The sequence below is a fragment of the Halorussus marinus genome (assembly GCF_004521895.1).
GTDB lineage: Archaea > Halobacteriota > Halobacteria > Halobacteriales > Haladaptataceae > Halorussus > Halorussus marinus.
Genome location: NZ_SBIR01000005.1, coordinates 167,880 through 184,515, shown reverse-complemented (window position 1 = coordinate 184,515; position 16,636 = coordinate 167,880). Strand labels below are relative to the sequence as shown.

18 protein-coding genes are annotated in these 16,636 nt (G+C 70.2%); 12 read left to right on the top strand and 6 right to left on the bottom strand.

Annotation, left to right across the window (positions count from 1 at the left end):
• The first annotated feature begins 86 nt into the window (after positions 1–86).
• The 4 genes from EPL04_RS08275 (at position 87) to EPL04_RS08260 (ending at position 4,290) form a co-directional block, all read left to right on the top strand.
• Positions 87–692, top strand: coding sequence for a hypothetical protein (locus EPL04_RS08275; protein WP_134670857.1), 606 nt, complete (start codon positions 87–89; stop codon positions 690–692).
• Positions 689–1,408 carry an RNA methyltransferase gene (locus EPL04_RS08270; RefSeq protein ID WP_134670856.1) on the top strand — a complete coding sequence of 240 codons (720 nt, stop codon included), beginning with the start codon at positions 689–691 and terminating at the stop codon, positions 1,406–1,408. Before EPL04_RS08275 ends, EPL04_RS08270 begins: the two co-directional genes overlap by 4 nt.
• A gap of 52 nt (positions 1,409–1,460) precedes the next feature.
• Positions 1,461–2,309, top strand: a complete 849-nt coding sequence (locus EPL04_RS08265; protein WP_134670855.1) for a phosphatase PAP2 family protein — start codon at positions 1,461–1,463, stop codon at positions 2,307–2,309.
• An 85-nt stretch (positions 2,310–2,394) separates the two neighbouring features.
• On the top strand, positions 2,395–4,290 hold the full coding sequence (locus tag EPL04_RS08260; protein ID WP_134670854.1) for a S9 family peptidase: 1,896 nt from the start codon (positions 2,395–2,397) through the stop codon (positions 4,288–4,290).
• A 1-nt stretch (position 4,291) separates the two neighbouring features.
• Here EPL04_RS08260 and EPL04_RS08255 read toward each other — a convergent pair whose 3' ends face one another.
• Both EPL04_RS08255 and btuC read right to left on the bottom strand, forming a co-directional pair.
• Complete coding sequence (locus EPL04_RS08255; protein WP_167599442.1) at positions 4,292–5,587, bottom strand: heme ABC transporter ATP-binding protein; 1,296 nt, start codon at positions 5,585–5,587, stop codon at positions 4,292–4,294.
• Entirely contained in the window at positions 5,584–6,684 is a 1,101-nt protein-coding gene (btuC, locus tag EPL04_RS08250; protein ID WP_134670853.1) for a vitamin B12 ABC transporter permease BtuC, read from the bottom strand. The genes EPL04_RS08255 and btuC overlap by 4 nt, the downstream gene beginning before the upstream one ends.
• Positions 6,685–6,745: 61 nt before the next feature.
• Between btuC and EPL04_RS08245 the strand changes: the two genes are divergently transcribed.
• From EPL04_RS08245 to EPL04_RS08230, 4 genes are read left to right on the top strand one after another with little or no spacing between them, the layout of a single operon-like run.
• Positions 6,746–7,879: a PGF-CTERM-anchored ABC transporter substrate-binding protein gene (locus tag EPL04_RS08245; RefSeq protein WP_134670852.1), complete on the top strand. Its 1,134-nt coding sequence runs from the start codon at positions 6,746–6,748 to the stop codon at positions 7,877–7,879.
• 48 nt (positions 7,880–7,927) lie between these two features.
• Positions 7,928–8,209 (top strand): signal recognition particle subunit SRP19, encoded by a 282-nt coding sequence (gene srp19, locus EPL04_RS08240; RefSeq protein WP_134670851.1) that lies wholly within the window; start codon positions 7,928–7,930, stop codon positions 8,207–8,209.
• Positions 8,209–8,436, top strand: coding sequence for an H/ACA ribonucleoprotein complex subunit GAR1 (locus EPL04_RS08235; protein ID WP_134670850.1), 228 nt, complete (start codon positions 8,209–8,211; stop codon positions 8,434–8,436). The genes srp19 and EPL04_RS08235 overlap by 1 nt, the downstream gene beginning before the upstream one ends.
• Positions 8,437–8,484: 48 nt before the next feature.
• Positions 8,485–9,525, top strand: a complete 1,041-nt coding sequence (locus EPL04_RS08230; RefSeq protein WP_134670849.1) for a presenilin family intramembrane aspartyl protease PSH — start codon at positions 8,485–8,487, stop codon at positions 9,523–9,525.
• Positions 9,526–9,737: 212 nt separating this feature from the next.
• On the opposite strand, the gene EPL04_RS08225 is transcribed toward EPL04_RS08230, so the two are convergent.
• Entirely contained in the window at positions 9,738–10,736 is a 999-nt protein-coding gene (locus EPL04_RS08225; protein WP_134670848.1) for an ornithine cyclodeaminase family protein, read from the bottom strand.
• A gap of 77 nt (positions 10,737–10,813) precedes the next feature.
• Positions 10,814–11,044, bottom strand: a complete 231-nt coding sequence (locus EPL04_RS08220) for a hypothetical protein (RefSeq protein ID WP_134670847.1) — start codon at positions 11,042–11,044, stop codon at positions 10,814–10,816.
• A 290-nt stretch (positions 11,045–11,334) separates the two neighbouring features.
• Between EPL04_RS08220 and EPL04_RS08215 the strand changes: the two genes are divergently transcribed.
• On the top strand, positions 11,335–11,976 hold the full coding sequence (locus EPL04_RS08215) for an SdpI family protein (protein ID WP_134670846.1): 642 nt from the start codon (positions 11,335–11,337) through the stop codon (positions 11,974–11,976).
• Here EPL04_RS08215 and EPL04_RS08210 read toward each other — a convergent pair.
• The gene (locus EPL04_RS08210) at positions 11,973–12,392 is read right to left on the bottom strand and encodes a DUF3054 domain-containing protein (protein ID WP_167599441.1); all 420 of its coding nucleotides are present in this window, start codon (positions 12,390–12,392) and stop codon (positions 11,973–11,975) included. The two genes, EPL04_RS08215 and EPL04_RS08210, sit on opposite strands and share 4 nt — an antisense overlap.
• A gap of 97 nt (positions 12,393–12,489) precedes the next feature.
• Here EPL04_RS08210 and EPL04_RS08205 point away from each other — a divergent pair, with 97 nt between their 5' ends.
• From EPL04_RS08205 to EPL04_RS08195, 3 genes are all read left to right on the top strand, one after another.
• The gene (locus EPL04_RS08205; RefSeq protein ID WP_134670844.1) at positions 12,490–13,029 is read left to right on the top strand and encodes a GNAT family N-acetyltransferase; all 540 of its coding nucleotides are present in this window, start codon (positions 12,490–12,492) and stop codon (positions 13,027–13,029) included.
• A 68-nt stretch (positions 13,030–13,097) separates the two neighbouring features.
• On the top strand, positions 13,098–14,621 hold the full coding sequence (locus EPL04_RS08200; protein ID WP_134670843.1) for an FAD-dependent oxidoreductase: 1,524 nt from the start codon (positions 13,098–13,100) through the stop codon (positions 14,619–14,621).
• 62 nt (positions 14,622–14,683) lie between these two features.
• Positions 14,684–15,463 (top strand): GHMP family kinase ATP-binding protein, encoded by a 780-nt coding sequence (locus EPL04_RS08195; RefSeq protein ID WP_134670842.1) that lies wholly within the window; start codon positions 14,684–14,686, stop codon positions 15,461–15,463.
• A 90-nt stretch (positions 15,464–15,553) separates the two neighbouring features.
• Here EPL04_RS08195 and fni read toward each other — a convergent pair whose 3' ends face one another.
• Positions 15,554–16,636, bottom strand: a complete 1,083-nt coding sequence (gene fni, locus EPL04_RS08190; protein WP_134670841.1) for a type 2 isopentenyl-diphosphate Delta-isomerase — start codon at positions 16,634–16,636, stop codon at positions 15,554–15,556.

Sequence of the window (16,636 nt, the reverse complement as noted above, 5' to 3'; positions counted from 1 at the left end):
CGGCCGGCGAGCGCGGTCGGTCGCCGCCGTCGGACCCGCGCGCAGAACGCGCTCTTTTTGACCCCGCGACGACTACGCCCGATTATATGGGCAAGGTCAGCATCGGCCTCCGGGGCTGGCGCTTCGACGAGGACGAGGTGTTCACCGACGAGGGGGAGTTCCGGCCGCTGGACGAGATCCCCCAAGACCCCCGCGACCGCCTGCTCCGGCTTCAGGCGCTGGTGGGGTCGCCGTGCGACGCCTGCTGGCTGATTCACGGCGACGAGAACATCGAGAAGTGCAACGTCACCGAGGTCGTCTACGGCGAACCGCTCGCGGAGGTCGTGCTCTGCTCGGAGCACGAGGCCGACTTCCGCTACTGGTTCGCCGAGGCCGGCGGGAGCCGGTACAAGGGAAGCGACGAACTCGAAGACGCGTTCCACGAGTGGTTTCTCGACGGCGGGCGCGCGCCCGAGGGGTACGGCGGCATCGAGCACGTCGAGACCGACCCCGACGACGTCCCCGAGCCGCCGGACCCCGACCCCGAGGACCTCGAAGTCGAGGTCCCCGGCGCGGAGCGAGAGCGCATCGACCTCCGGAACATGGAGGTCACCACCGTCGAGGAGGGCCGGGACGACGACGGGACCGACGACCGCGAGGACGTGACTATCGACGAGGACGACCTCGATCTGAATCAGGACTACCCCAAATGAAGCCCGCCGTCGCGATCGTCGAGCCGAAGACGCCGGGCAACATCGGCACCATCGCTCGGGCGATGAAGAACTTCGGGATGGACGACCTGAAGCTGGTTGACCCCCCGGCGTTCGGCCGCGACAGCGAGGCGTACGGCTACGCGGGCCAGGCCCGCGAGGACGTGCTCCCGAACTACGACGAGGTCAGCTTCGACCATCTCGTCGAGAACTACCACACCGTCGGGCTGACCGCCACGACCAACGAGGACGCCCGCAAGCACCGGCGGTTCCCGTTCAAGACCACCGACGAACTCGCCGACAGCCTGCGCGACGTGGCGGCCCCGACCGTCCTCGTCTTCGGCCGGGAGGACAACGGCCTGACCAACGAGGAGGTCGCGCGCCTCGACGAGGTGTGTTCGATCCCGGCCAGCGCCGACTACCCGTCGCTGAACCTCGGGCAGGCCGCCACCGTCACCCTCTACGAGCTCCGGGAGCTGACCGTCCCCGAGACCCAGCTCCCCGACGTCGAGCGCGAGCGGGCCGACGAGGCCGAGATCGAGGGGTTCTACGACCACTTCGGCTCGTTCCTCGACGCGATCGACCACCCCGAGGAGAAACGCGAGAAGACCCTGCGGCTCGCCCGGCGACTGCTCGGTCGAGCCCACCCGACCGGCCGAGAGCTCCGGACGCTTCGAGGCGTGCTCCGGCGCGCGATGTACCACGCCGACGACGAGTAGCTCGCCCAGATAGTCAAATACTTTACCGAAGCGCGGCGTAACACCCACGAATATGTCTCCCGCAGCACAGCTGGCCGCCCGGTTCGGCTCGCTCCCGCTGGGCACCCAGTTTACCCTCCTCGTCGCGGTCCCGAGCGTCGCGGTCATGCTCGTCGGCAAGCGACTCTTCTTGCCGGACGTGGGGTTCCGGCGTCTCGTCGGCGACTTCGTCCGGACAGACTGGAAGTACCTCGGGGTCGCGTGGGTGGTCACGCAGGGCGTGAACACGCTGGCGATGCACTTTCACGCCCCGCGGACGTTCACGGGGATGGTGTACGCCGTCGAGGGCGCGACCGTCGCCATGTTTCAGGCGATCGCCGTCACCCCCCTCACCGTCGTCGCGACCGGGATCTACCTCGTGGGGTTCCCGTTCGTGGTCCTGTTCACGTACTTCAAAGTGAAGGCCCACGACGAGGAGCAGGCCCACCGGTACGCGCTGGCCTACACGGTGCTGGTCGTCACCGCGGTCCCGTTTTTCCTCCTCTTCCCGGTGAAGGTGTCGTCGCTGTACCTCTCGACGGTCGATCCGCTGATGTACGAACTCAGCCCCGCGATCCAGTACGGTATCTTCTCGACCGACACGCTGGTGAAGGCGTTCCCGAGCCTCCACACCGGCCTGTCGGTGCTGGCGGCGCTGTACGCCCGGAAGGTAGACGGCCGGTACGCCAACACCGTGACCGCCCTGACGGTCGGCATCGTCTTCTCGACGCTGTATCTGGGCATCCACTGGGTCATCGACGCCGTGTTCGCGGTGCTTTTGGTCTGGGTGGCCTACCGGTTCTCCCAGTCGGTCAGCGACCCCAAGTGGTCGACGGTCTCCCGGGAGGTCCTCGCGGGCGTTCGGCGGTACGCGCCGCTGTGAGGGCTCTGAGTCCCTCAGCGTCCCGAGGCGGCGACCCCGGCTCCGGGGAAAAGGTTTTGTCGCCCATGCCCATTACGTAGCCCGGATGACAGAACTCTCAGGCTCCGATCCGCTCGAAGCGCTGGCTCGCCTGCCGGAGATGGCCCACCCGACCGTCTCGCCCGACGGCGAGTCCGTCGCCTTCTACTACAACGGGACGGGGCGAAACGAACTCCACGTCCTCGACGTCGAGACCGGCGAGCGCGAGCGCTGGAGCGACGGTGAGGTCCCCCGGAACAACCGGTGGCCGGTGGCGTGGGCCGCCGACGGCGAGCGCGTCTTCTTCCATCGCGACGAGGACGGCGACGAGCAAAACGACGTCTACGCCATCGACGCGACCGGCGCGACCGAACCGGTGTTCGAGTCGGCGGGACAGGCCAGCCTCCAGGACGTCGGCGAGGACGGCGAGACCCTGCTTGTCGGCTCGAACGGAGACGGCCAGATGAACCTCTACCGCCGGGACCTGTCGGCCGGGGAGACGACGAAGCTCACCGACTACGACCGGGCGGTGCGGGCGGGCCACCTCTCGCCCGACTGCGAGCGCGTCGCGTACGCCACCAACGAGGCCGACGACCTCACAAACGAGGACGTCTACGTCGCCGACACCGACGGGTCGAACCCGCGGAACCTCGACGTGGGCGCGACCGGCGCGGAGGTCCTGCCGGTCGACTGGGGGCCGGAGGGCGACCGACTCCTGATCGCCGACAACACCGAAGATCTCGGTCGGTGTGGGATCTACGACCTCGACGCCGACGCGGTGGAGTGGTACGGCGACCTCGAACGCGAGGAGTCCCCCCGGTGTTTCCTGCCCGACGGCGAGCGGTTCGTGGCGACCCGGATGCGCGAGGCGACCACCGTCCCTGTCGTCTACGACGCCGCGACCGGCGAGTGTCGGGAGTTCGACCTCCCCGACGGGGTGGCCTCGTTCGGGTGGACCAGCGAGCGCGTCATCGACGAGGACCGCGTGCTCGTGAGCTACACCACGCCCACCCGCCGAACCGAACTCCTCGACTACGATCTGGCGACCGACGAGTACGAGCGTTGCTTCGACCGCGAGTACGGTCCCTTCTCGCGCGAGGACTTCGCCGACGCCGAGTACTTCACCTTCGAGTCCGACGGGGTCCCGGAGACGCCCGCGCGAGCGGTCGACCTCGACCCCTACGAGACCCTCGACATCGGCGCGCTGTTGTACGACTCGGGCGAGCGTCCCTCGCCGCTGGTCGTCAACCCCCACGGCGGGCCCCGGGCGGCCGACCGGAAGTCGTTCGACTACCGCACGCAGTTTCTCGTCCACCGGGGCTTTTCGGTCCTCCAGGTGAACTACCGGGGCTCGACCGGCCGGGGTCGGGCGTTCGTCGAGTCCATCTACGACGACTGGGGCGGCGCCGAGCAGGGCGACATCGCGACCGCGGTCGAGCACGTCCTCGACGACCGCGAGTGGCTCGACGGCGACCGCGTGGTCGTCTACGGCGGGTCGTACGGCGGCTACTCCGCCTACTGGCAGGCGGTCCAGTACCCCGACCTCTACGCCGGCGCGGCCGCCTCGGTGGGGCTCACCGATCTCGAAGACATGTACGAGAACACCATGCCTCACTTCCGGACCGCGCTACTTGAGACCAACCTCGGGACGCCAGAAACGAACCCCGACCTCTACCGCGAGCGCAGTCCGGTCGAGCACGCCCAGAACCTCTCTGCACCGCTGTTGATGACCCACGGCGTCAACGACCGGCGCGTCCCGGTCTCGCAGGCGCGCATCTTCCGCGAGACGCTACTGGACCTCGGCTACGAGGAGGGCGAGGACGGCGACTTCGAGTACCACGAACTCGGCGAGGAGGGCCACGGCTCGTCGGACATCGATCAGAAGATCCGGTCGCTCGAACTCCTCGACGGCTTCCTCGACCGACGGATCGACCCGCCGGCGGCCCAAGCCGACGACGACTGAGTCACTCGGCGTCGACGCGGCCGACCGGGTCGGAGCGCTCGACGGCGGCGGCGACGGCCGAGAGGAGTTCGTCGGGACCGACCACCCGGCCGCGCTCGGACAGCGACTCGTACAGCGCGGCGGCCTCGCTCCCGGCGAAGTTGCGCTCGGCGAACGGGCGCTCCTCGACCACGACCACCTCGTCGGCCTCCCGGGCGGCCCGGAGGTTGGCGAGGTTGCCCGTCCCGACCTCCACGTCGGCGAGCACGGTCGCGTCGGCCGCCCGGATCCGGTCTTCGACCTCGCGTCTGGCCGCCTCGCCGACCGGCGCGAACGGCTCTTCGGTCACCGCCTCGAGCCCGAGCGACCGGGCGGTCTCGAGGTCCGAGTCGCCCTCGTTGAGCGCGCCGACCGACACCTCGTAGCCCGCGGCCGAGAGCACGTACAACAGCCGCGAGACCGTCCCGCCGCCGCCCACGACGTGGACGCGGCCCGCGGGGCGGTCGGGACGCTCGGGCAGGGCGGTGACGTACGTCGAGCCGGTCACCGGGTGGCGAGAGACCACCGCCCGCGTGTCGAACGCGGCTTCGAGGTGCCCCTCCGAGAGCACCGTCGCGGGGTCGCCGCTCGCCCTGATTCCGCCGTCGGCGAGCAACAGTAGTTCGTCGCAGTAGTGGGCCGCGAGGTTGAGGTCGTGGATCGCCGCGATCACGGTCTTGCCGTCGTCGTCGACCAGTTCGCGGACCAACTCCAAGGTCCGGACCTGGTGGTTGATGTCGAGGCTGGCGGTCGGCTCGTCGAGCAACAGCGCGGGCGCGTCCTGAGCCAGCGCCCGCGCGAGCAGGACGCGCTGTCGCTCGCCGCCCGACACGGCGGTGATCGGCCTGTCGGCGAACCGAGCCACCTCGGTGCGTTCCATCGCGGCCTCGACGTGCTCGCGACCGGCGTCGCTGGCCCCGGAGAACCGCGACTTGTAGGGGTTGCGCCCCATCGCGACCACTTCCTCGACCGGGAAGTCGAAGGCGAGGCCGGTGTCCTGGGGAACCACCGCGATCCGGCGGCTCGCCTCCTTCGAGGAGAGGTCGGCGATCGGATCGCCCGCCACGCGGACCTCGCCGGCGTCGGGGCCGACGGCTCCGTGGATCGCCCGGAGTAGCGTGGTCTTGCCCGCGCCGTTCGGGCCGACCAGTCCGACGAACCGCCCCTCCGGGACGCTCGCGCTCACCGAATCGAGGACGCGGTTGCCCCCGAGTTCGACCGTCACGCCGTCGATCTCGATCGCGGATCGGCGGTCGTCGCCGCTCGCCCCGTCGCTCACAGCGCGTGCACCTCCCGCGTCCGGAGCAGATAGAGGAAGAACGGCGCCCCGAGGAAGGCGGTGACGATGCCGACCGGGATCTCGGCGGCGCCCGAGCGGGCCACCGTGTCGGTCGCCACGAGGAACGTCGCGCCCGCAAGCGCGGAGGTCGGCAGGAGGACGCGGTGGTCCGGCCCCACGAGCAGTCGCATTACGTGCGGGACCACGAGGCCGACGAAGCCGATGATGCCCGACACCGCGACCGCCGCGCCCGTCACCACGCTGGCGACCGCCAGCAGGAGGCGCTTGGTGCGCTCGACCTCGACGCCGAGCGCGTGGGCGTCCTCCTCGCCCAGCAGTAGGACGTTGAGGTCCCGTGCGTACGCGAACAGCACCGCGAACCCGATCACCGCGACCGGGAGCGTGAGCGTCACGTCGTCCCACGACGCCAGGTGGAGGTGGCCCATCAGCCAGTAGACGGCCCGTTCGAGGCTCTCGCCGGCGTGGAGTAGCAGGAACGAGACGATCGCCCCGAGAAACGTCTGGACGGCCACGCCCGCGAGCAACAGCGTCGCGACCGGCGTCCGGCCGTCCTCGGTGCCGAGCAGGTAGACCCCGAACGCCGCGACGATCGCGCCGAGGAACGCGGCCGTCGGCAGTCCGAAGGGGACCGCAAACGGGAGCGCGATCGTGGCGACCGCCCCGACCGCCGCCCCAGAGGAGACGCCGATGATCGAGGGGTCGGCCATCGGGTTCCGAAAGAACCCCTGCATCACGACGCCGGCGGTGGCGAGCGCGAACCCGACCGTCGCCCCGAGCGCGATCCGGGGCAGTCGGAGGGTCATCACGATCGTTCGGGCGGTCTCGGGCACCGCGAAGTCGAAGGCCGACCGGAACTCCACGGCGGGCACGGGAATCGAGAGCGCCGCCCCGGCGAGCCGGAGGGTGTGTTCGTCGAACGCCACGCCCGCGGGAATCGCGAGCGCGTTCACTAACACCTTTCCGACGACGACGTAGTCGAGGCTCACCGGCCCGACCGCCGCGCTGACCACGACGACCCCGATCAGCGCGGCGACCAGTCCGGCCGACCACCACGCCGCGCGAGCGCCCCATCGCATCGTATGAAAGCCTCTTTGCTTTAGGTAAATACTTATTGGATACTGTCCGAGGTGGTGACGCATGAAGGCGAAACTCACGAGCGCACTGCTCGCACTACTGGTCGTCGCGGCGGTCCCGACGGGAGTCGGAGCCGCCGGGACGGCCCAGGCGGAGTGTTCGTTCCCGGTAACCGCGACCGACGCGACGGGAACTGAAGTGACTGTCGACGAGCGCCCCGAGCGGGTCACCACCCTCTCGCCGAGCGCGGCCCAGACGATGTGGGAGATCGGCGGCGAGTCTCAGGTCGTCGGGCTGTCCGAACACGCGCTGTATCTCGACGGTGCGGCCGAGCGCACGAACGTCTCGGCCGCCGGAGAGGGCCGGATCAGCGTCGAGAAAGTGGTCTCGACCCAGCCCGACCTCGTCCTCGCGCCGAACGTCATCTCGAACGACACCGTCACCAAGCTCCGCGAGGCTGGACTCACCGTCTACAAGTTCGGGTTCGCCGCGTCGATCGACGACATCTACGCGAAGACCGAGGTGACCGGCGAACTCACCGGTAACTGCGAAGCCGCCGACGAGACCGTCACCTCGATGCGCGACCGCATCGCGACGGTTCAGGAGGCGGTCGAGAACTCCGAGCGGCCCGGCGTGTTCGTCTCGGTCGGGGGCGGCTACACCGCCGGCGACGGGACCTTCATCAACAGCATGGTGGAGCTCGCGGGCGGGACCAACGTCGCGGTCGAGGCCAACGTCTCGGGCTACCAGACGATCAGCGAAGAGATCATCGTCCAGCAGGACCCCGAGTGGATCGTCGAACTCGGCGCGTTCGGCGCGTACCCGAAGACCGACGCCTACAACGGGACCCACGCGGTCCAGAACGGGCAGGTCATGACCGTCAGCAACCAGAACATCAGCCAGCCCGCGCCGCGGGTCGTCAACGCGATCGTCCGGATGGCCGACGCGTTCCACCCCGAGGCGTACGCCGAGGCGAACGCGACCGAAACGACTGCGACCGAAACGACTGCGATAGAGACGACCGAAACCGCCGAGACCGCCACTACCGCGCTCACGACCGACGAGAGCGCGATGGCCGACGCGACCACGGAGACGACCACCGAATCCGGCGGCGCGTCGGGCGGCGTGCCCGGATTCGGCGTGCCCGCGGCGCTCGCGGCCCTCGCCGGGGCGGCGCTTCTCGCCGGCCGGCGCTGAAGTTCCGAACGGGAAAGGTGTTTAACCGACGGGTCCGACCGACCACGTATGGTCGAGAAAGTCCTCTGGCCCGCGTACTTCGACGCGGACAAGAGCCGGAACGAGGGGCGACGGGTCGCCGCCGAGATGGCGATCGCCGAGCCGACCGTCGACGAGATCGCCAAGGCGGTCCAGCAGGTGGGGTACGACGCGGTCATCGAGCGCGACAAGGCCTACTCCCGGGAGAACTGGGACGAGCGGGGCCGGGTGCTGGTGAAAGACGCCGACGACTCGACGAAAAACGACCTGATACAGGCGGTCGCCGCGTACGCGGCGGCGCTCCGGGACTGATGGAGCGTCTCGGCGAGGTCGTCAGGACCGCACAGGGGCTGGCGATCGTCCGGTGCGGCGACGAACGCCACCCCGACGTGGGGACCGAGGCGGTCGACGAACAGCTGACCGCGGTCGGGCGGGTCGTCGACGTGTTCGGGCCGGTCTCGCGCCCGTACGTCGCGGTCTCGCCCGACCACGGGGTCGCGCTCCCGACGCTGTTGGGCGAGAAGCTCTACGCCCGCTGACCGTCCCAATCCACAACCCCAAAGGCCGAGGCCTGCGAGCGTCCCGACATGGAAGACAGAACGCGTCTGCTCGGGGCGGTCGGGCTCACCGTCGCGATGTTTCTGCTGGTCCAACTCGGCGCGCTGGCGCTGGTCGAGCCGTTCCAGCGCGCCGGCTACCAGCAGGTCGAGAACCCCTCGGACCCGACCAACAGCCTCCTGTACGTCGGCGCGGTGCTGGTCCTGACCGCGGCGATGCTCGCGATCATCAAACTCGACGTGCAGTGGCTCCTCCGGGGCGGGATCATCCTCACCAGCGGCCTGCTGTCGTGGTACGTCTTCTCGGTGGTGATGCCCGCCGGCCTCGCCGTGACCGTCGACGGCGCGGCCGTGAACGTCCTCGCGATCGGCGCCGCGCTGGCGGTGTCGGTCGCCCTGCTGGTCCACCCCGAGTGGTACGTCATCGACGCCACCGGGGTCATCATCGGCGCGGGGGCGGCCGGCCTCTTTGGCATCAGCTTCGGGCTGTTGCCCGCCATCCTCCTGTTGGGCGTGCTCGCGATCTACGACGCGATCAGCGTCTACGGCACCGAGCACATGCTGACGCTCGCCTCGGGCGTGATGGATCTCAAGATTCCGGTGGTGTTCGTGGTGCCGATGACCCTCTCGTACTCGTATCTCGACGCCGGCGACGACTCCGACGGCGACGACGACGGTCCGGCGGACACGGAGTCGTCGGTCGACGACGCCGAGGACGCGGTCGCGAACCCCGACGGCGCTGACGCCGACCACCCCGAGGCCGAGCGCCCCGACATCACCGACCGCGACGCCATCTTCATCGGGCTGGGCGACGCCGTGATGCCGACGGTGATGGTCGCCAGCGCGGCCTTCTTCGCCGAGGCCGAGCCGCTGGTCTCGGGTATCGCGCTGAACCTCCCTGCGCTGACCTCCCTGCTCGGGACGATGGCCGGCCTGCTGGTCCTGCTCTGGATGGTGCTGAAAGGCCGGGCCCACGCCGGGCTTCCCCTGCTGAACGGCGGCGCCATCGGCGGCTACCTGATCGGCGCGCTGGCGAGCGGGCTGACGCTGACCCAGGCGCTCGGGCTGTAAGGTGCGGTGTGTCACCGCGACTGGCCCGGGAGCCGTTCTCGGGGCGCCACCGGAACGACATACTCAAATCCGAGTAAACATTTAAACCGTCTATGAACTGGACGCACCCCCGAAACATGTCGAACGCCGAGCGCAAGCAACACGAGACCAGAGCGGGCACCGACTCGAACTTCGTCGCCGCGATGGTACTCGCGGCCTGAACGCCTCTCGGATTACTTCCCGGTGAGCGCCTCGCTCGCGGGCGCGAACGAGATCTCCGACCCCAGTCCCTCCTCGCGGGCCTTCTCGTAGAGCATGTGGGCCGCCGCCACCGTCTCGATGGCGGTGCCCCCGGAGTCGAAGACGGTGACCTCCTCGTCGGTCTCCCGACCGGGCGCCGCTCCGGCGACGACCTCGCCGAGTTCGGCGTGGACGTGGTCCTCCGAGACGACGCCCGCCTCGACCGCCGCGATGAACGACCCCGCATCCTGGGAGACGCGCTCGCGGAGGTCCGGGACGTAGGTCGACCGCTCGATCGTCGTCGCGTCGAGTTCCCGCTTTTCGGGGTGGTACTGGCCCATCGCGGTGACGTGGGCCCCGTCGGCGAGCATCTCGCCGTCGAAGACGGGGTCGCTGGCGGTGGTCGCGGTCACCACGATACCCGCGTCGTCGATCGCGGCCGCGCTGGAGGCGACCGCCGCCACCGAGGCGTCGAGCTGTTCGTTCATCTCGGCGGCGAACGACTCGCGGGACGCCTTGGTCGGGGAGTACACCCGGACGGTGTCGAGATCCCGGACGGCCGCGATCGCGCGCAGTTGCCCGCGGGCCTGCGAGCCGCTACCGACGATCCCGAGGGTGTCGGCGTCCTCGCGGGCGAGGGCGTCGGTGCCGACCGCCCCGGTCGCGCCGGTCTTGAACGGGTTCATGCTCGCGCCGTCGAGCAACGCGATCGGCTCGCCCGACTCGGCGTCGAACACCGGCGTCACGAACCACGCGTCCTTGGCGCCGAACCCGGAGGCGTACATGTACCCGCCCATCGCGCCCGTCTCGGGCAGGATCGCCGAGTAGCCGGTCAGCATCCCCGGCGGTTCGGCGTTGGGGAGCTTCGTGCGGGGTTCGGCGGGCGCGCCCTCGCCGCGCTGGCGGTAACCCTCTCGGACCGCCTCGACGTACTCCTCGGGGCTCGCGAGTCCGGACACATCCTCGCTCGTCAGAAACAGCGTGTCGCTCATGGCCCAACCAACACAGGCCAGCCTGAAAACCGTTGAGGCGCCGGAGAAAAACGGGGATAGCGTCGTCGGGAGACGGTTCAGTCGGCGGCCTCGAAGCCGTTCGACTCCGACGCGGACTGGGTGGTCGCGACGGACGTCCGGTCGACGGGGCCGTTGACGAACAGCGCGTGAGCGATGAGCGCGACCGGGACGGTCGCCGCGACCGGGACGGCGGCGGTCACCGAGACGCCGATGGCGCTCATGGCGGCGGTGATACCGATCAGCGAGAGCGGGATGAGTCCGAGAATGATGTCGTAGTACCCAGTCATAATCTATTACATTCTATGCGGCGTGGGTATATAATTCTTTCCCGTACCTCTGGTGGGCGTTTCTGGTGGGTTCGAAATACTCTCTCTGTAATGCCCTCATAAGTTATGAGTTGGTTACAAGGGTGTTTCGAGCGTCTCCTGACCCGAAACCGTCGATACCGGGAAGCTCACGATTGCCGCTATATTTTCGCGAGTTATCCGACCGACGCGCAGTCGACGCGCGATCGCGGCCGGATCTGACCCTCGCGATCGGCCACACATTTACCTTCGACCACGGAGAACTCCCGGCTATGGACACCCGACAGAGCTACGCGGTCGGCCTCGCGCTCGTGGCGGTCGGAGTCGTGGCGAGCGCGCTGGCGTCCCCCGAGATGCCCGCGCGGATGGCGACCCACTGGAACGCCGCGGGCGTGGCCGACGGCCGGACTCCGAAGGTCATCGCGCTCGCGACCATCCCCGCGGTGTCGGCGGGACTGCTCGCGCTGTTCGCGGTCCTCCCCCGGCTCGACCCCCTCGGGGAGAACGTCGCGGCGTTTCGCGAGCAGTACGACGCGTTCGTCGTGTTGGTCGTCGGGATGCTGACGTACCTCCACCTCCTGGTGCTCGCCTGGAACGCCGGCTTCGAGTTCGGGATGATCCAGGCGCTCGCGCCCGCGATGGGGGTCGTCTTCTACTACGCCGGCGTCGTGTTAGAACGCGCCGAGCAGAACTGGTTCGTCGGCATCCGGACCCCCTGGACCCTCTCGGACGAGGAGGTGTGGCGCCGGACCCACGACCGCGCGGCCCCGCTGTTCAAACTCGCGGGCGTCGTGGCGGCGCTCGGGGCGGTCGTCCCCTCCGCCGCGATTCTCCTCATCGTCGTGCCGGTCGTCGCCGTCGGGGCGTACGCGACCGCCTACTCCTATCTGGTCCACCGCCGCGTCGCGGGCTAACGAAGCCCCACCGCGGCCGCCCGCCAGACCGCGAACGAGACCGCGCCCACGGTCGTCACGACGAGCGCGAACGTCCACGGCGCGCTCCCGTGGAAGTACGCGGTCGACCGGATCGCGAGGCCGATCGGCGCGGCGACGATCCACGCGCCGACCGCGCGGACCACGGCGGTGCGGACCCGTCGGGTCGTTCCGGGGGCGTACGCGCCGATCGCCAGCGCCCCGACGACCCACCCGGCGAGGAACGGCGCGATCGTGCCCGCGACTCGCCCGGGCATCGCGACCGGGTCGACGCCGTGGTTGATCGATCCGAGCGTGAGAAAGCTCGCGAGCACGAGCAGGTCCCCGACCGCGAGGCCGACCGTCCCGGTCGAGCGCTCGACTCGCGACCCGAACAGTCCGTCGACGGCGTTGCTCATGGCCGGCGGTTGGGGCCGACGCGTTATGATTCCCGCGGTGCGCGCCGACCGGTGCCGGAGCGAAGGACAGTTGCCGGAGGCCCCCCAACCCGAAGCCATGGAGTACGCGCTGGTCGGCTGGCCCGAGGACGACCCCAAGCTCCGGCTCGACCACCGGGAGTTCAGCTACGCGGGGAAGTTCGTGATGTCCAACACCGGGAAGGCGGTCGCCCGCGAGGACGGGGCCGACGGCGACCGCCTCGGGGCGATCGCGTTCAACGAGGACCGCACCGACCCGGCCGCCGCGTGGCTCCGGTACGTCACGGTGCGGGCCGACCGCCGCGGGGAGGGGATCGGCGCGCGGCTCGCGGCGTTCGCGGCCGACCGGCTCGACGCGCGGGGGTACGACCGGGTGAAGATCGCGGTCAACAACCCCTTCGCCTACCACGCCCTCTACAAGGCCGGGTTCGGGTACGCCGGCGAGGAGACCGGGCTCGCCGAACTGGTGTTGGTGCGGCCGGGCGACCGCTCGCCGGCGACCTATCGGGCGGGCCTCGACGCCTACCGGGGACGGGAGGACCTCGCGGCCGAGGAACGGGACTTTCTGGACGCGAAGTCGGCGGCGGGCCCGCCCGAGACGATCCCCGCGCCCGAGTGAGACCCCGCCGGCCGGTGGGGATAAGGCCGCCCCGATCGAATCACGCCCACATTCTGGGGGGTTCGGGCATGCACGAACGAGAGCTACCGGGACGACACGAATCGCTGTGGACGAGCACGACGCCGCGGACCGACTTCCCACCGCTCGACGGCGACCGTCGGGTCGACACCGCGGTCGTCGGCGGCGGGATCGTCGGGGTGACCGCGGCGCTTGAGTGTGCGGAGGCGGGCCGGGAGGTGGCGCTGCTCGAAGCCGATCGCGTGGTCGAGGGCGTCACGGGCAAGACGACCGCGAAGGTCACCGCCCTACACGGACTCGTCTACGACGACCTGCTCCGGACCCACGGGCGCGAACGCGCTCGGGGGTACGCCGACGCCAACGCGGCGGCGATCGAGGCGATCGCCGACCGGGTCGACGAGCGCGACATCGACTGCGACTTCCGGCGCGTCCCCGCCTACACCTACGCCGCCGACGAGGACCAGCGTGGGGCCGTCGAGCGCGAGGCGGCCGCCGCCGAGCGTCTGGGGCTCCCGGCGTCGTACGTGCCCGACCCGGCGTTTCCCGGGGCGACACACGGCGCCGTGAAGTTCGCCGAGCAGGCCCAGTTTCACCCCCGAAAGTACCTGCTCGACCTCGCGGAGGCGATCCCGGAGGCGGGCTCGCACGTCCTCGAGGAGACGGCGGTGACCGGGATCGACGACGGCTCGCCCTGCGAGGTCGAGACCGAGCGCGGGACCGTCACCGCCGAGAACGTGATCGTGGCGACCCACTTCCCGATCGAGGACCCGGGCTTTTACTTCGCGCGCCAGTATCCCAAGCGGTCGTACGTGCTGGCGGTTCGGCTCGCCGACGACCCGCCGGACGGGCTGTTCTACCGGGACGCCGATCCGTACTTCTCTGTGCGTCCGCACCCGACCGACGACGGCACGCTGGCGCTGGTCGGCGGCCAGAACCACAAGACCGGACAGGGCGGGTCGACGGTGGCGCGCTACCGGCGGCTCCTCGAACAGGCCCGCGAGCACTTCGACGTCGAGTCGGTCGAGTACCGGTGGTCGACCCAGGACTTCGTCTCGGTCGACGACGTGCCGTTCGTCGGGCGACTCGGTCCGACGTCCGAGCGCGTCTACGGCGCGACCGGGTTCGGCGGCTGGGGGATGACCAACGGCACCGCGGCCGGGATGTTACTCGCGGCTCTCGCGCAGGGGGAATCGCGGCCGTGGGCCGGAACGTTCGACCCCCAGCGGTTCGACCCCGCGGCGTCGGGGCGGGACCTCCTCGCCGAGAACGTCGACGTCGGCGCGCAGTTCGCCCGGGACTGGACCGCGGCCGCCCTCGCGAGCGCGGACGGCGCGGACCTCGCGCCCGGGGAGGGGACGGTCCTCAGGCGGGGGGACACGCCGCTGGCGGTCTCTCGGGACGAGGACGGCGACATCCGGGCGGTGTCGGCGGTCTGTACGCATCTGGACTGTCTGGTCCGGTGGAACGACGCCGAGGGTTCGTGGGACTGTCCGTGTCACGGCTCGCGGTTCTCACCGGAGGGCGAGGTGCTGAACGGCCCCGCGGTCGAGGACCTCCCGAAGCGCGGGGAGTGACCCCGAGGGCGCGGCCGGCCGCGTTCAGAGGATTCAAACGCCGCCGCCACCCATACCGACCCATGAAGGCCTTCGCCCCCGGAAGCGTCACCGCCGTCTTCGCGCCCGCTGAGTCGGGCGACGAGTCGATGGGCGCGAGCTTCGCGATCGAGGACGGCGTGGTCGCGGACGTCCGTCCCGCCGACGAGCCCGCGGTCGCGGTCGACGGCGAGCCGACCGACTTCGAACCCGTCGAGTTGGCGCTCGACGCCCTCGACGTCGCGGCGGCGGTCGACCTCGCCTCGTCGGTCCCGATCGGGTGCGGGTTCGGCGCGAGCGGGGCCGCCACGCTCGCGACCGCCCTCGCGGCGAACGAGGCGTTCGATCTCGGGCGGACGCGCGAGGAGCTGGTCGCGGTCGCCCACCGCGCGGAGGTGGCGGCCGGCACCGGGCTCGGCGACGTGTTCGTCCAAGAGATGGGCGGGCTGGTGGTCGGCGACGGGCGCGACCGGTGGCGGGTCGGGACCGACGCGCCGATCGAGTACGACTCGTTCGGCGGGATCGCCACCGAGGAGATGCTGGGCGACGACGAACTGATGGCCCGGATCGAGCGGGCGGGGACCCGAACGCTCGACGCGCTCCCGGCCGACCCGTCGTTCTCGGAGCTGACCCGGGCGGCGTGGTCGTTCGCCGAGGCGACGGGTCTCCCGACGCCGGCGGTCCGGGAGGCGGTCGCGTCGGTCGAGAACGCCGGCGGGCTCGCGAGCATGGCGATGGTCGGCGAGACCGTCTTCGCGGTCGGCGTCGAGGGCGCACTGCCCGACCGGACCCGAATCTGTCCGGACGGCGCGTCCCTGCGATGACCGCGGTCTGTGCTCCTCGCGTGCTGTTCGTCTACGACCGCCGAATTAGCGTACGGAGCCGATAGCACGGCGGGACGGAGAAGCCGGGCGTCACTCGCCGATAGCTCGCTGGTCGACGTACTCGCGGGTCGCTCCCTGCAACACGTAGTCGGTCTCTCGGAGCGCTCGGACCGACCCCGACCCGGTGACGAACATCGCCGTTTCCAGCTCGGCACGCAGGTCCTCGATCCGCTCGACGACGGCGTCCGGGCCGTCCGTGGCGGGTTTCAGGAACGGTTTCGCCAACCCGCCGGCCCGCGCGCCAAGCGCGATCGCCTTGGCCACGTCCAGGCCCGTGCGCACGCCGCCGCTCGCGATCACGCAGTCGTGTTCGGCCCCGCACTCGATCGTGCTCGCCGCGGTCGGGATCCCCCACTCCCGGAACAGGGTCCCGACGCGCTCCTGTCGGGGCGCGTTCGCGGTGGCCGCGCGGTAGGCTTCGATCCCCGACCACGTCGTGCCGCCCTTTCCGGCGACGTCGATCGCATCGACCCCTGCGGCGGTCAGCTTCCGGGCGGTCTCCCCGGAAATCCCGTTGCCCGTCTCCTTGACGATGAGCGGCACCGAGAGATCCGCGGCGACTCGTTCGATCGCGCTCAAGCAGTTTCGCCCGTCGACGTCGCCCTCGGGCTGGACGGCCTCTTGGAGGAAGTTCAGGTGGACCGCGAGCGCGTCGGCCTCGACCATCTCGACCGCGCGCTCGACCGTCTCGACGTCGTACTCTCGAAGCTGGGCGGCGCCGAGGTTCCCGTAGATGAACGCGTCTGGCGCGGCATCACGCACGACCGTGTACGACTCGAGGACGCCCTCGTCGTCGAGTTCGAGGCCCGCCCGCTGACTTCCGAGCCCCATCGCGATCCCGGTCTCGCCGGCGGCCCGGGCCAGCGCTCGGTTGATCTCGGTGGTGTTTTGGTGGCCGCCGGTCATGCTCTCGATGAAGATCGGGGCCGACAGCTCGTGGCCCAGAAACTCGACGGACGTGTCGATCGCGTCGCGGTCGAGTTCCGGAAGCGCTTCGTGGACGAGTCGGACGTCCCCGAAGCCGGTTCCACTGGTCTCGACGTCTCGTTCCTGCACGATCTGAATGTGGTCGTCTTTCCGGTCCTCGGTCTCCGACGAGCGCCGTTCGGTCAT

Coding starts and splice junctions, on each gene's coding strand:
- btuC (WP_134670853.1), bottom strand. CDS start 6,684: ATGCGATGGGGCGCTCGCGCGGCGTGGTGGTCGGCCGGACTGGTCGCC.
- EPL04_RS08200 (WP_134670843.1), top strand. CDS start 13,098: ATGCACGAACGAGAGCTACCGGGACGACACGAATCGCTGTGGACGAGC.
- EPL04_RS08270 (WP_134670856.1), top strand. CDS start 689: ATGAAGCCCGCCGTCGCGATCGTCGAGCCGAAGACGCCGGGCAACATC.
- srp19 (WP_134670851.1), top strand. CDS start 7,928: ATGGTCGAGAAAGTCCTCTGGCCCGCGTACTTCGACGCGGACAAGAGC.
- EPL04_RS08245 (WP_134670852.1), top strand. CDS start 6,746: ATGAAGGCGAAACTCACGAGCGCACTGCTCGCACTACTGGTCGTCGCG.
- EPL04_RS08265 (WP_134670855.1), top strand. CDS start 1,461: ATGTCTCCCGCAGCACAGCTGGCCGCCCGGTTCGGCTCGCTCCCGCTG.
- EPL04_RS08210 (WP_167599441.1), bottom strand. CDS start 12,392: ATGAGCAACGCCGTCGACGGACTGTTCGGGTCGCGAGTCGAGCGCTCG.
- EPL04_RS08225 (WP_134670848.1), bottom strand. CDS start 10,736: ATGAGCGACACGCTGTTTCTGACGAGCGAGGATGTGTCCGGACTCGCG.
- EPL04_RS08220 (WP_134670847.1), bottom strand. CDS start 11,044: ATGACTGGGTACTACGACATCATTCTCGGACTCATCCCGCTCTCGCTG.
- EPL04_RS08275 (WP_134670857.1), top strand. CDS start 87: ATGGGCAAGGTCAGCATCGGCCTCCGGGGCTGGCGCTTCGACGAGGAC.
- EPL04_RS08195 (WP_134670842.1), top strand. CDS start 14,684: ATGAAGGCCTTCGCCCCCGGAAGCGTCACCGCCGTCTTCGCGCCCGCT.
- EPL04_RS08260 (WP_134670854.1), top strand. CDS start 2,395: ATGACAGAACTCTCAGGCTCCGATCCGCTCGAAGCGCTGGCTCGCCTG.
- EPL04_RS08205 (WP_134670844.1), top strand. CDS start 12,490: ATGGAGTACGCGCTGGTCGGCTGGCCCGAGGACGACCCCAAGCTCCGG.
- EPL04_RS08235 (WP_134670850.1), top strand. CDS start 8,209: ATGGAGCGTCTCGGCGAGGTCGTCAGGACCGCACAGGGGCTGGCGATC.
- EPL04_RS08230 (WP_134670849.1), top strand. CDS start 8,485: ATGGAAGACAGAACGCGTCTGCTCGGGGCGGTCGGGCTCACCGTCGCG.
- fni (WP_134670841.1), bottom strand. CDS start 16,636: ATGACCGAACGGCGCTCGTCGGAGACCGAGGACCGGAAAGACGACCAC.
- EPL04_RS08215 (WP_134670846.1), top strand. CDS start 11,335: ATGGACACCCGACAGAGCTACGCGGTCGGCCTCGCGCTCGTGGCGGTC.